Annotated in this window: 13 protein-coding genes and 1 tRNA gene; 1 reads left to right on the top strand and 13 read right to left on the bottom strand. The window is 73.4% G+C overall.

Annotated elements, in window-relative coordinates:
- Nucleotides 1-103: 103 nt before the first annotated feature.
- Entirely contained in the window at nt 104-277 is a 174-nt protein-coding gene (locus BJY28_RS10820) for an FmdB family zinc ribbon protein (protein ID WP_179463024.1), read from the top strand.
- 12 nt (nt 278-289) lie between these two features.
- Here BJY28_RS10820 and BJY28_RS10815 read toward each other — a convergent pair whose 3' ends face one another.
- The 13 genes from BJY28_RS10815 to BJY28_RS10755 form a co-directional block, all read right to left on the bottom strand.
- Nucleotides 290-1,156: a DegV family protein gene (locus tag BJY28_RS10815; RefSeq protein ID WP_179463023.1), complete on the bottom strand. Its 867-nt coding sequence runs from the start codon at nt 1,154-1,156 to the stop codon at nt 290-292.
- A gap of 9 nt (nt 1,157-1,165) precedes the next feature.
- On the bottom strand, nt 1,166-4,057 hold the full coding sequence (gene leuS / locus BJY28_RS10810; RefSeq protein WP_179463022.1) for a leucine--tRNA ligase: 2,892 nt from the start codon (nt 4,055-4,057) through the stop codon (nt 1,166-1,168).
- A gap of 172 nt (nt 4,058-4,229) precedes the next feature.
- Complete coding sequence (locus tag BJY28_RS10805; protein WP_179463021.1) at nt 4,230-4,904, bottom strand: lysoplasmalogenase; 675 nt, start codon at nt 4,902-4,904, stop codon at nt 4,230-4,232.
- Nucleotides 4,905-5,037: 133 nt separating this feature from the next.
- Nucleotides 5,038-6,516, bottom strand: coding sequence for a gamma-aminobutyraldehyde dehydrogenase (locus BJY28_RS10800; protein WP_179463020.1), 1,479 nt, complete (start codon nt 6,514-6,516; stop codon nt 5,038-5,040).
- Nucleotides 6,517-6,624: 108 nt separating this feature from the next.
- Complete coding sequence (locus BJY28_RS10795) at nt 6,625-7,938, bottom strand: aspartate aminotransferase family protein (RefSeq protein ID WP_179463019.1); 1,314 nt, start codon at nt 7,936-7,938, stop codon at nt 6,625-6,627.
- Nucleotides 7,939-8,016: 78 nt separating this feature from the next.
- Nucleotides 8,017-9,207: an epoxide hydrolase family protein gene (locus BJY28_RS10790; protein ID WP_179463018.1), complete on the bottom strand. Its 1,191-nt coding sequence runs from the start codon at nt 9,205-9,207 to the stop codon at nt 8,017-8,019.
- A 156-nt stretch (nt 9,208-9,363) separates the two neighbouring features.
- Entirely contained in the window at nt 9,364-10,065 is a 702-nt protein-coding gene (locus BJY28_RS10785; RefSeq protein WP_179463017.1) for a helix-turn-helix domain-containing protein, read from the bottom strand.
- Between the two features lie 13 nt (nt 10,066-10,078).
- The gene (locus tag BJY28_RS10780) at nt 10,079-10,267 is read right to left on the bottom strand and encodes a potassium channel family protein (protein ID WP_281367034.1); all 189 of its coding nucleotides are present in this window, start codon (nt 10,265-10,267) and stop codon (nt 10,079-10,081) included.
- An 8-nt stretch (nt 10,268-10,275) separates the two neighbouring features.
- The gene (locus tag BJY28_RS10775) at nt 10,276-10,566 is read right to left on the bottom strand and encodes a hypothetical protein (RefSeq protein WP_179463015.1); all 291 of its coding nucleotides are present in this window, start codon (nt 10,564-10,566) and stop codon (nt 10,276-10,278) included.
- Nucleotides 10,567-10,587: 21 nt separating this feature from the next.
- Nucleotides 10,588-10,953: a DUF2255 family protein gene (locus tag BJY28_RS10770; protein WP_179463014.1), complete on the bottom strand. Its 366-nt coding sequence runs from the start codon at nt 10,951-10,953 to the stop codon at nt 10,588-10,590.
- 188 nt (nt 10,954-11,141) lie between these two features.
- On the bottom strand, nt 11,142-12,146 hold the full coding sequence (locus BJY28_RS16885) for a pyridoxamine 5'-phosphate oxidase family protein (protein WP_218875299.1): 1,005 nt from the start codon (nt 12,144-12,146) through the stop codon (nt 11,142-11,144).
- A gap of 217 nt (nt 12,147-12,363) precedes the next feature.
- A tRNA-Ala gene (locus tag BJY28_RS10760) sits at nt 12,364-12,436 on the bottom strand.
- A gap of 63 nt (nt 12,437-12,499) precedes the next feature.
- Complete coding sequence (locus BJY28_RS10755) at nt 12,500-13,162, bottom strand: histidine phosphatase family protein (RefSeq protein ID WP_179463013.1); 663 nt, start codon at nt 13,160-13,162, stop codon at nt 12,500-12,502.
- Nucleotides 13,163-13,166 lie beyond the last annotated feature (4 nt).

The following is a 13,166-nucleotide window of genomic DNA, read 5'->3' as shown; positions in this document are numbered from 1 at the left end:
ACCCGGACCCGGCCTGCCCCTGTGGACGGATCGCGCGCTGCCGCAACGTCGTCGAAACCTCCTGACGACGACGGCGAAACCCGCGCAGCGCACCCTGCACGGCATGAGACCTCACCGCCCCAGCCGTCGTCCCAGCCGCCTCGTCGCCTACCGCTGCCGGCGCGACCAGATCTTCCGGATCCTCTGGCCGGAGGCGGACGCGCCGCTGGTGCACCCCTGCCCGGTCTGCGGCGCCGCCTCCCTGCGGCTCATCGACACCCGACCGGACGCCGCCTGAGGGAGCGCCGGCTCAGTCCTGCGGGCGTGGGCTGACGACGACCCCGACGGTTCCCGGGCCGACGTGCGCGCCGATGACCGCGCTGGTCTCGACGATCCGCACCTCCTCCTCGACCTGCGGCTGCAGGTCGGCAGCCAGAGCGTCGGCCCGCTCCCGGGCGTCGACGTGCTGCACGGCCAGGCCCGCCCCGTCGGCCCAGCCGGGCAGGTCGGCCAGGGCGTCCTCGGCGAGCTCGCGCAGCCGGCCCAGCGCCCGGCCGCGGGTGCGGACCCGCTCCAGCGGCTCGACCACCCCGTCGCGCAGCTCGAGGATCGGCTTGATCGCCAGGGCCGAGCCGAGCAGCGCCTGGGCGCCGCCGATCCGCCCGCCGCGGCGCAGGTGCTCCAGGGTGTCCACGTAGAGGCGGATGCTGGAGGCCGCCACCCGGCGCCGCAGCCGCTCCACGACCTCCTCGACCGGCCGTCCCGCGGCCGCGTCCTCTGCGGCACCGAGCGCGCCGAAGCCGAGCGCCATCCCGATGGTCCCCGAGTCCACGACGTGCACCGGGACCGGGCTGTCCCCGGCCGCCGACTCGGCCGAGGAGGCGGTGCCGGACAGCTGCGCCGACAGGTGCACCGAGACGATCGCCTCGGCCCCCTTCGCTGCCGCCTGCTCGTAGGCCTCGACGAAGGTGGCCGGCGTCGGGCGGGAGGTGGAGACCTCCTCGCGGGCGCGCAGCGCGGCGGCGACCTCGCCCGGCGAGATGCCGCCGACCCCTTCGCCCTCGGTGTGGTCCTGGCCGCCGACGTGCACGTGCAGCGGGACGACGACCAGCCCGGCCGCCGCCACGTCCTCCGGCGGCAGCGAGGCCGTGGAGTCGGTGACGACGGCGATGCGCATGCCCGATCCTTACACGGGCACGACGTTGACGAGCTTCGGTGCGCGCACGATCACCGTGCGCACCCCGTCCGCGGTCGCCGCCTGCACCTTCTCCCGGGCCAGCGCCAGCGCCTCGAGGTCGGCCTCGGAGATGTCCGAGGGCACCTCGACCCGGTCGCGCACCTTGCCCTTGATCTGGATGACGCAGGTGACGGCGTCCTCGACGAGCTTGCTCGCGTCCGCCTCGGGGAAGGCGGCGGTGGCCAGCGACTGCTCGTGCCCCAGCCGCGACCACAGCTCCTCGGCGAGGTGCGGTGCCACCGGCGCGAGCATCAGCACCAGCGCCTCGGCGGCCTCGCGCGGCACCTCGTCGAGCTTGGTGAGGGCGTTGTTCAGCTCGATGAGCCGGGCGATGGCGGTGTTGAAGCCCAGGGTGGCGTAGTCCTCGCGGACCGCGGCGATGGTCCGGTGCAGCACCGGCTCCACCTGCGCCGGCACCGGGACGTCGGCGACGGTGACCTCGCCGGTCTCCTCGTCGACGACGTTGCGCCAGACCCGCTGCAGGAAGCGCTGGCTGCCGACGACCGCGCGGGTGTCCCAGGGCTTGCTCTGCTCCAGCGGCCCGAGCGACATCTCGTAGACCCGGAAGGTGTCCGCGCCGTACTGGGAGTACATGTCGTCGGGGCTGACCATGTTCTTCAGCGACTTGCCGATCTTGCCGAACTCGCGCTGCACCGGCTGACCCTGCCAGCTGAAGGAGAGCTCGCCGTCGTCGCCGAGGTGCTCCTCGACCTCGGCGGCCGGCACGTACTGGCCGCGGCGGTCGGTGAAGGCCGGGGCCTGGATGTAGCCCTGGCTGAAGTAGCGGCGGAAGGGCTCCTCGCTGGTGACGTGCCCGAGGTCGTGCAGCACCTTGTGCCAGAAGCGGGCGTAGAGCAGGTGCAGCACCGCGTGCTCGACGCCGCCGATGTAGAGGTCGACGCCGCCGGGGTCGACGGCCCCGGCCGGGGCACCGGCGACGGTCTCGGGGCGGGGCCCGACCCAGTACTCCTCGTTGGCCGGGTCGACGAGCGCCTCGGCGTTGGCCGGGTCGAGGTAGCGCAGGTAGTACCAGCAGGAGCCGGCCCAGTTCGGCATGGTGTTGGTCTCGCGCCGGTAGCGCCGCGGACCGTCGCCGAGGTCCAGCTCGACCTCGACCCAGTCCTGCACCCGGCCCAGCGGCGGCTCCGGCTCGGAGGAGTCGTCCTCGGGGTCGAAGGTCTTGGGCGAGTAGTCCGGCACGTCCGGCAGCTCGACCGGCAGCATCGACTCCGGCACGGCGTGGCTGACCCCGTCCTCGTCGAAGACGATCGGGAAGGGCTCGCCCCAGTAGCGCTGCCGGGAGAAGAGCCAGTCGCGCAGCTTGTAGGTGACCGTGGCCTCACCGATCCCCCGCTCGGTGAGCCACCGGGTCATCGCCGCCTTGGCCTCGTCGATCTCCATCCCGTCGAGGGAGATCTCCTCGGTGCTGCTGTTGATGATCGGGCCAGGACCGGTCCAGGCCGTCGTCATGTCGTGGTCCGCCGGCGGCTGCACCGTGCGGATCACCGGCAGGTCGAAGCGCTCGGCGAAGGCCCAGTCGCGCTCGTCCTCGCCGGGCACGCCCATCACCGCGCCGGTGCCGTATCCCATGAGCACGTAGTCAGCGACGAAGACCGGGGCCTGCTCGCCGGTGACCGGGTTGGTGACGAAGGACCCGGTGAAGACGCCGGTCTTGTCCTTGCCCTCCTGCTGGCGCTCCAGGTCGGTCTTGCGGGCGGCCGCGGCGACGTAGGCGTCGACCGCCTCGCGGGGGGTGGCGGCGCCGCCGGTCCACTCCCCCTTCGTGCTCTCGGGCCAGGCGTCGGGCACGAGGTCGGCGACCAGCGGGTGCTCGGGGGCGAGCACCATGAAGGTGGTGCCGAAGATCGTGTCCGGTCGGGTGGTGAAGACCTCGATCTGGCTGTCCCGGCCGGTGACGGCGAAGCGGACCCGGGCCCCTTCGCTGCGCCCGATCCAGTTGCGCTGCATGGTCTTCACCTTCTCCGGCCAGTCCACCCGGTCCAGGTCCTCGGCGAGCCGGTCGGCGTAGGCGGTGATCCGCATCATCCACTGCCGCAGGTTCTTGGTGAAGACCGGCATGTTGCCGCGCTCGGAGCGTCCCTCGTTGGTGACCTCCTCGTTGGCCAGCACGGTGCCCAGGCCGGGGGCCCAGTTCACCGGGGCCTCGTGGGTGTAGGCGAGGCGGTAGCCGGAGAGCACCTCGGCCTGCTCGGCGTCGCTCAGCTCGGCCCAGGCGCGCCCGTCCGGGGTGGCCCGCTCGCCGGTCTCGAAGAGGGTCACCAGCTCGCTGATCGGCCGGGCGCGGCCGCGGCCGCCGTCCTCGCGGACCGCGTCCTCGTCGTACCAGGCGGAGTAGATCTGCAGGAAGATCCACTGCGTCCACCGGTAGTAGTCCGGGTCGATGGTGGCGAAGGTGCGCCGCTCGTCGAAGCCGAGGCCCAGGCGCCGCAGCTGGCGGCGCATGGTGACGATGTTCTCCTCGGTGGTCACCCGCGGGTGCTGCCCGGTCTGCACCGCGTACTGCTCGGCCGGCAGCCCGAAGGCGTCGTAGCCCATGGCGTGCAGCACGTTGACCCCGAGCATCCGGTGGTAGCGGGAGTAGACGTCGGTGGCGATGTAGCCCAGCGGGTGGCCGACGTGCAGGCCGGCGCCGGAGGGGTAGGGGAACATGTCGAGGACGAGCAGGTGGCCGGCGCTCTTGGTGGCGACCGCGTCCGGGTCGGCCCACGGGCCGGCGGGGTTGGGCGCGCGGAAGACGCCGCGCTCCTCCCAGCGGTCCTGCCAGGCGGTCTCGATCGTGTCGGCCATCGCCGCGGTGTAGCGGTGCGGGGTCTCGCTCATCGCTGGTTCGTCGTCTCTTCCTGCGTCATCGGTGCCTGCCTGACCTGCCACGACCCGTCGGGTGCATGACCTCGGTACATGACAAGACCCCTCGGCCAGGAGGGGTCTGCCGCGGCGCCCGCCCGGGGGCGGTCAGCGCGGCTGTCGGCGGAGGCGGTGCTGGGCCACGGGATCAGGGTAGCGCGGGCGCCCTTCGCCGCACCGCACCGATCGCCACGAGGGCCTGCCCGAGCAGGTAGGGGACCATGATCTTCAGGCCGGAGTGCTCCACCGGGGCGACGAACTGGTCGACGGCGATGACGGTGTCGCTGAGCACGAAGATGCTCGACCCGATCGCGACCAGCGGATCCTTGGTCGCCCACGCGCTGACGGTCATCGCCGCGATGACGCCCATGTAGGCGGCCACCGGCGCGGCCGCGGCGACCCCGCCGTCGGCGAGCAGGTTCGGCAGGGCGTCCCGGCTCCACCAGGCGCAGCCGGCGACGACCGCGGCGCCGCCGAGCGCCCACCAGGTGCGGTGGGTGCCCATCTGGCGGAAGGCGACGACGTAGGCGAGGTGGCCGACGAGGAAGCTGCTCAGCCCGGCGAGGAAGGCCGGCTCGTGCTCGCCCCAGAGCAGGCAGACGTCACCGATCAGGCCGAACGCGAGCCCGGTGGTCACCGCACGGCCCCACGGGCGCTGCAGCAGCCCGGAGCCGATGCTCGCCGCGCCGAGGGCCACCATCGCCCCGGGCTTCGCGACGAGCTCCAGCGGCCGGTTGCTCGTGGCCACGGCCACCCAGTCGGCGACGAAGGCACCCGCGGTCAGCGCCCACAGCGCGCCGCGACGCAGAGGAGATCCAGGCATGCCCCGCACCCTAAGCCACCACCTACCACGCAGTAAGTGCTGTGATCGCAGCACTTACTGCGTGGTAGGTCGCGGTGGTGCGGGCGCGGCTCGAGGGGGGCGGGTGTGTCGGGAGGGGGTGGGGGCGAAGGGGTCAGGGGGTGCGGAAGATCGTGCGGTGCCACTCCTTGCGAGCGACCCCGGTGATGTCGCTCATCACGTGCTTGACCTGGGTGTAGTCGTCGAAGGAGTAGGCGGACATGTCCTTGCCGAAGCCGGACTGCTTGTACCCGCCGTGCGGCATCTCGCTGATGATCGGGATGTGGTCGTTGATCCACACGCACCCCGCGGCGATCTCGCGGGAGGCCCGCTGCGCGCGGAAGACGTCCCGGGTCCACGCCGAGGCGGCCAGCCCGTAGACGGTGTCGTTGGCCAGCGCGATCGCCTCGTCGTCGCTGTCGAAGGGGACCACCGCCAGCACCGGGCCGAAGACCTCGTCGCGGACGATCTCGGAGTCGGTCGGGGCGCCGGCCACCAGCGTCGGGCGGTAGTAGGCCCCCTTCGCCAGATCGCCGTCGGTGGGTGCCGCTCCCCCGGTGACGATCCGGGCATACCCGCGGGCCCGCTCGACCATCCCGGCGACCCGTTCCCGGTGCTCGAAGGAGATGAGCGAGCCGAGGTCGGTCGCCTCGTCGGCGACCGGGCCGAGCACGACCTTCTCGAAGAGCTCGGCGACCCCGGCGACGAAGTCGTCGTGCACCGAGCGGTGCACGATCGCCCGGGTGGCCGCGGTGCAGTCCTGGCCGGTGTTGATCAGCGAGCCGGCGACGGCGCCGTGGATCGCCGCTTCGAGGTCGGCGTCGTCGAAGACGACGAAGGGGGCCTTGCCGCCCAGCTCGAGATGCACCCTCTTCGCCGTCCCGGAGGCGGCCTCGAGCACGGTGCGACCGACCCGGGTGGAGCCGGTGAAGGAGACCATGCCGACGTCGGGGTGGCGCAGCAGGTGCGCGCCGGCCTCGTCGCCGCGGCCGGTCACGATGTTGACCACGCCGTCCGGCACCCCGGCCCGGGTGAAGGCCTCGGCGAACATCACCGAGGTCAGCGGGGTCAGCTCGGAGGGCTTGAGGACGATGGTGTTGCCGGCGGCGATGGCCGGCAGCACCTTCCACGCGGCCATCTGCAGCGGGTAGTTCCACGGCGAGATCGAGCCGACGACGCCGATCGGCTCGCGGCGGATGCTCGAGGTGTGCTCACCGTCGTACTCGGCGGTGGCCCGCCCCTCGAGGTTGCGGGCAGCGCCGGCGAAGAAGGAGACGTTGTCGATCGAGCCGGGCACGTCGAACTCGCGGGCCAGCCGGATCGGCTTGCCGCCCTGACGGCTCTCCGCCTGGGCGAGCTCCTCGGCCATCCCGTCGAGGATCGCCGCGGCCTTGGTCAGCGCCTCGGCGCGCTCGACGTGCGGCGCCCGGGACCACTGCGGGAAGGCCCTCGCCGCGGCCGCGACCGCCGCGTCCACGTCGGCGGTGGAGGCGAGGTCGACGGTGCCGATCACCTCGCCGGTCGAGGGGTCGGTGAGGTCCTGGCTCTGGCCGGAGGTGGCCTCGGTGCGCTGGCCGTCGATGTACTGCTGCATGGGTGCTCCTGGTGCTCGTCGCTGAGTCGGCAGGCGGGTCGGCAGGTGTGCTGTAAATCGGGTGTCGCGGGTCGGCTGGTGCGGCCGGTCGTGCGCGGGCCGGCTGGGTCAGGCGGTGACGTGCGCGTCGGCCGCGGCCAGCGCCTCGTCGAGGATCGCCAGCCCCTCCTCCGCCTCGGCCGCGGTGGTCGTGCACGGCGGCACGACGTGCACCCGGTTGGCGGCGACGAAGGGCCACAGCCCGCGCTCCTTGCAGGCGGCCGCGACCGCGCCGACCGCGGCCGCCGGGATCGGCTCCCGGGTCTGCCGGTCGGCGACGAGCTCGATCGCCCAGAAGACCCCGAGCCCGCGGACCTCGCCGACGCTGGGGTGCTTGGCGGCGATCTTCTCCAGGGCGGGCTCGATCGTCTCCGCGCCGAGGGTGCGCACGTGCTCGAGGATGCCCTCGTCCTCGAAGATCTCCATCGAGGCGACCGCGGAGGCGCAGGCCAGCGGGTGCCCGGAGTAGGTGAGCCCGCCGGGGTAGGGACGGTCGTCGAAGGTGGCGGCGATCTCCGGGGAGATCACCACCCCGCCCAGGGGCACGTAGCCGGAGTTGACCCCCTTCGCGAAGGAGATGAGGTCGGGGACGACACCCCAGCGGTCGATGGCGAACCACTCGCCGCACCGGCCGAAGCCGGCCATGACCTCGTCGGCGATCATGACGATGCCGTGCTCGTCGCAGATCTCGCGGACGCCGGCGAGATAGCCGTCCGGGGGCGGGATCACCCCGTTGGTGCCGACGACGGTCTCCAGGACGATCGCGGCGACGTGCTCCGGGCCCTCGGCGGCGACGGTGTCGCGCAGGTGCGCCAGCGCGCGCTCGCACTCCTGCTCCTCGGTCTCGGCGTGGAAGGAGCTGCGGTAGAGGTAGGGGCCCCAGAAGCGCACCACCCCGGGCATCCCCGGCTCGGAGGCCCAGCGGCGGGGCTCGCCGGTGAGCGCGATCGCGCCGGCGGTGGCCCCGTGATAGCTGCGGTAGGCGGCGAGGATCTTGTGCCGGCCGGTGTGCACCCGGGCCATCCGCAGCGCGTTCTCGTTGGCCTCGGCGCCGCCGTTGGTGAAGAAGACCTTGGACAGGTCGCCGGGGGCGCGCTCGGCGATCATCCGGGCGGCCTGCGAGCGCTTGTCGTTCGCCGCGGCCGGGGCGATGGTGGCCAGCCGCGCGGCCTGCTCCTGGATGGCGGCGATCATCCGCGGGTGCTGGTGCCCGATGTTGACGTTCACCAGCTGGCTGGAGAAGTCGAGATACCGCCGCCCGGTGTCGTCGGTGACGTGGCTGCCGCTGGCCTCCACGATCACCGGCGGGTCGATCTGCGCCTGGGCCGACCAGGAGTGGAAGACGTGGGCGCGGTCGTCGCGGCGGGTCTGCTCGTCCGTCATGGAGCGAGACTACGACCCCGGCCGGTCCCCGGGTAGGGGCACCTACCCGGGGCCGCGTCGCGGACCGGAGGTCGGGCCTCAGCCCTTGTCGGCGGCGAAGGCGAGCAGGTCGCCGGCGACGTCGTCGGGCGCCTCCAGCGCCGCCCAGTGACCGCCCTGGTCGTGGACGGTGAACCGCTCGACGGTGAAGAAGCGCTCGCACAGCTCGCGCGGCGGCTGCATGAGGTCCTGGGGGAAGAGGGCGATCGCGGTGGGCACCTCGATCCTGGCCGGCGCCCATCCGCCCCAGTCCTCGTCGCCGGTGTCGCTGTCGCCATCACCCTGCTCGCCCCAGCCGGCGCTCTCGTCCGCGCCGCCGGTCTCGTCGTCCTCCTCGCTCAGCCAGGTGGCCTCGGGCTCGGAGTAGAGGCGGATCGAGGAGCGGAAGGTGCCGGTGAGCCACAGCATCGCGACCGCGTCGATGATGTCCTCGTCCTGGATGTCCGGGCCGGACCAGGCGTCGTACTTCTCCCCGATCCAGGCGAGCAGCCCGGCCGGCGAGTCCTCCAGGGCGGCGGCGAGGGTGTCGCCCTGGAGGCTGTGCGCGCTGATGTAGGCGGCGTTCTCGGCCCAGGCGTCGGCGTCGACGAAGAAGGCGGTCTCGGCCTCGGTGAGGTCGTCGCGGCCCATCGAGAAGACCCGGTCGACCGGGGGCTGCAGCAGGTGCAGCCCGGCGACCGCCTCGGGGTGCGCCTCGGCCAGCGCGGTGCCGACGCTGGCGCCCCAGTCGGTGCCGTGCACGACGTAGCGGGGGTAGCCGAGCGAGCGCATCAGGGCGTGCATGTCCTCGGCGACCAGACCGGCGCTGAGCTCGCCGTCGGGCTGCTGGCTCCAGCCGAAGCCGGCGGCCGAGGGGACCACGACCGGGTGACCGGCGGCGATGATCGCGGGCATGATCCGCCGGTAGAGCAGCGGCGAGTCCGGCCAGCCGTGCAGCAGCACGACCGGGACGGCGTCGGCGTCCGAGCCGGGGACGTGCAGGTGGTGCAGGGTCCGCCCGTCCGGGGTGGTCGTCGTGGTCGAGCCGTGCTCGTCCATCCAGGCCTCGACCGAGCGCCAGTCGGCGCCCTGCCAGGCCGCGACGAGCTCACGGAGGCGGCCGGTGGTCATCCCCTTCACCGCTTGCGGGTTCTCGCTGTAGCGGGTCCGGGCGAGGCGCTCGGCGAGGTCGTCGAGGACCTCCTGGGGGATGGTCGGGGTGCTGGTCGGGGTCGGGGTCGTGGTGCTCATCGCTGGTGTCCTCTCCGTGCGGGTGATGGCTCCAGCCTGCTGCAGACCCCCTGGTGCGGGATTGAAGAAATCGGCCGTCCCCGAGGCGCCTCGTCGTCGACCGGTCGGCTCGTCGACGGGTCGCCGGCGAGGTGCGGGCGTCGACGGGTCGCCGCGTCAGCTGGGACGGCTGCGGAAGGCGTCCTCGTCGTCGGCGAGGATCTTCGCCGGGCTCATCCCGGCGACGGCACGCATCGACCGGGTCATGTGGGCCTGGTCGCTGTACCCGGCCTCGGCGGCGGCCTCGGCGAGGCTGCGCCCCTCGTGCAGCAGCCGGTAGGCGGTGCGGGCGCGGGTGAGCTGCTGCAGCTGTTTCTGGCCGAGCCCGACGGCCGAGCTGGAGCGCCGGCGCAGCTGCCGCTGCGAGTAGGCGGGGTCCTCGCCGGCCAGGGCCGCGGCCAGGTCGTCGTCGGCGACCAGCACCCCCTGCTGGTGCAGCCGGCGGACCATCGTCTCCAGCGCGGCCTCGTCGCCGAAGGGCGGCACCGGCAGACGCACCCCGCCGATCTCGACGAAGGAGCCGTCGCACGGCAGCTCGCGCATCTCTCCGAGCCGGGAGAGCTTGGGCACGTGCCGCAGGAAGACGTGCGCCGGCAGCTCGACGCCCCAGCCGAGGTCGCCGGCGAGCATCTCCAGGGTGCGCGGCGTGGTGCTTGGGCCGATGAGGCTGGCCCCGACCTGCTCGCGCCCGGCCCGCCGGTTGAAGGCGATACCCCAGAACTCGTTGGCGGCGTCGGTGTAGCTCGCGTCCTGGTCGACCTCGACCCACCACAGCACCGACACCAGCGGCGAGGACGACTCCCGGAAGCGGTAGGCCATGGCGCCGGTCCGGTCAGTCCTCGTGGCGCGGGGACCGGCGGCCCTCCAGCGTCTGCTGGAAGAGGCGGACCAGCGCGGCGATGAAGAGGAGGTTGAAGGCCATCTGCAGGGTGACCAGCACCCGGGCCAGCTGGCCGGTGGCGGTGATGTCGCCGAAGCCGACCGTGGAGACCATCGTCATCGTGAAGTAGAGCGCGTCCAGCCGGGTGCTCAGCCCTCGAACTGGGCCGCGTCCCGGGTGGCGAGCAGGTAGTAGCCCAGGGAGAAGACGACGATGACGATCTCCAGGGCCAGCACCAGGTGCACCGGCCGGAGCCGACGCGGCTGCCGGGTGGCCTCGTCGGCGAGCACCGCGACGACCGCCGCGACGCAGGCCACACCGACGGCCACACCGAGGAGGACACCGACCGGCGCGTCGACGTCACCGATGGGGACGAGGAAGGAGAAGAGCAGGACCGCCAGCGGCAGCAGCAGCCGGTTGGTCCACGCCGGGCGGCGCACGGTGATCGTGACCGGTCGGGCTCAGGACGGGGTGATCTTCAGGGTGGCCCGCACCGCCAGCGGGCCGGTGATCGCGCGCAGCGGCCGCCCGCCGCCATAGGTCTCGCGGTAGGCCGAGTCGAGGTCCAGCCCCGGGTCGACGGCCGGCTCGACGACCACGTCCCGGGACACGCCACCGGCCTGGATGTGCCCCTCGCCCGCCTCGCGGAGGGTGCGGAACCAGGAGGCGCCCGGGCCGTGCACGGAGCGGATGTAGACCGCGCCGTCGGCGGCCACGGCCTGCACGGTGACCCGGTTGCCGAGCGCCCCGTCGGGGCGGCGCGGTGCGACGTGCACCACCCGGGCGTGCCCGATCCGCTCCAGCTCCTCGTCGGTCCATCCGCTCATGCCGCTCTCCTGACGCGTCGGTGACAGCTCGTGCTGGCTCCTGACGCTACCCCCTTCGCCCGTCAGACCCGACGGGTCGAGGTGACGCGCGCCGCCGAAGCCGGCGTGGATCACCTCGACCGAAGGGGGCTCAGTGGGCGAGCTCGCGCGGTGGCGGTCCGGACACGCAGGAGCCGGCGCCGTCAGGGTCAGTAGAGGTTGTCCCGGTAGTCCTTGGCCAGGCCGGCGCGCAGCAGCCGCTCCGGGGTGGCCGCCCGGGCGACCCGGGCGGCGACGCCGGGGTCGGTGTTCTGGTGGACGTGATCGGTCCAGATCCGGCTGGCCCGGGGCATCTCCCCCGTCGCGACCCGCGCGTCCGGGTCCCACAGCCGGGAGGCGGCCAGCTCCGGGCAGCGCTCCAGGCGGACCTCCTCGATGTCGACGACCATCATCACCTCGGGGCGGTGCCCCTTCACCTCGGCGCGGCTGCGCAGCCCGGCGTCGTCGGTGATCCGGGCGCGGCCGCGGGCGTGCAGCGCCCGGTCGTCGCCCGGAACCAGCGCCATGACCGCGGTGCCGGGGTCCTCGATGAGGTTGTGGAAGGTGTCCGTGCGGCGGTTGCCGGGCCGGTCCGGGATCGCCAGCGTCTGCGGCCCCACCACCTGGACGAAGCCAGGAGGGTCGCCCTTCGGGCTGACGTCGGCCTCGCCGGCGGCGTCGGTGCTGCTGACCAGGACGAAGGGGGACCGGGCGAGGAAGTCGGCCACCTCGGGGTGGCCCAGGTCGGTCTCGACCACCTCGTCACCGGTGCTGGCCGGCGCCTCGCCGTCCCACAGGTGGGAGCGGATCATGCACTTGGCGCAGTGCAGGAAGGCCTCGTGCACGATCAGCTCGTCGCCGTGCAGGCGCCCGTTGACGCGCAACGTCTCGCGGTAGCCCGGCAGCAGGGCCACCAGTCCTGCCGGGGTGCCCACCGGCGCCGTGGCCAGGCTCCCGCCCGTCTCCAGAGCGATCCGGTCCCGTCCGCGCGGCCGCAGCACCCCGGGCGGCCCGCCCAGCGGGAGGCAGCTCTGCCGGCCGTCGGTGCCGCGGGTGGACAGGACGGCGAAGGGCGCCCGCGCCAGGAAGTCGAGGCAGTGGTCGTCGAGCACGTCGATCGACTTCAGGTGCCAGCCGACCGGCCGCCGGCCCACCGCCTCCTCGAGGTCGGCCACCGAGGTCAGGTCGCGACCCGGCTGCTCGCCGGTCGTCGGGTCGGCGTTAATGGGTGCCTCCGCGGTCGAGGTGAGGTCCCCCTAAGGTAGCCGCCCGCTGGCCGCGGTCGAGGTGATCCGCGCCGCTGGAGCGGGTGTGGATCACCTCGACCGAGCTCGGCCCTGGACGCCGCAGCGCCCCGAGCCGTGGTGGCTCGGGGCGCTGCTGGCGGTGCGGTGGAGCTGAGGGGATTCGAACCCCTGACCCCCTCCATGCCATGGAGGTGCGCTACCAACTGCGCTACAGCCCCGCGTCCGTGCGGACCGGGCGATCTTACCCAGGTACCCCGGTCGGACACCAAATCGGGTCCGGCTCAGGCGATGACCAGCTCGCTCGGGTCGGGGTCGGCGAGCGCGCCGACGTTCCACTCCAGGATCCGCCAGCCGGCGCGCCCCTCCTCGAGGACGATCCAGTGGCAGTTTCGCAGCCCGCCCAGCGCGCGCCAGGAGAGCTGCTGGTCGAGCCCGACGAGGTCGACCGCCAGGGTGCGGCCGGTGACCCCGTGGGTGGCCAGCAGCACGCACTCCCCCGGCGCCATCGCCGCGACGGTCTCCTCGACCAGCGGACGCACCCGGGTCGCGACGTCGGCGATCGACTCGCCGTCCCCGCCACGGGCGAAGTCCTCGCCGCGCAGCAGCCGCTCCATGTCCTCGGGGTACTGCTCGCGCACCTCGGCCCCGGTCAGCCCCTGCCAGGCGCCGGCGTGGATCTCGCGCAGCCGGGGGTCGGTGCTGATCGGCACGCCGCAGGCCTGCGCCACGTCCTGGCCGGTGACGTGCGCCCGCCGCAGGTCGGAGGCGACCACCCGGCTGGGCGCGAGGGCGGTGAGCACCCGGGCGGCCGCCTTCGCCTGGGCGTGCCCGCGGGCGGAGAGCTCGTGGTCCAGCTGGCCCTGCCACACCCCGGCGGCGTTGGCGTCGGTCTCGCCGTGCCGGAGCACGACGAGGCGGCGGCGAGCGGTCTCTGCGTCACTCACGGCT

Origin of the sequence: Janibacter alkaliphilus, assembly GCF_013408565.1 — a bacterium.
GTDB lineage: Bacteria > Actinomycetota > Actinomycetes > Actinomycetales > Dermatophilaceae > Janibacter > Janibacter alkaliphilus.
Note: the sequence above shows the minus strand (reverse complement) of the source record. Positions and strands in the feature narration are given on the sequence as shown.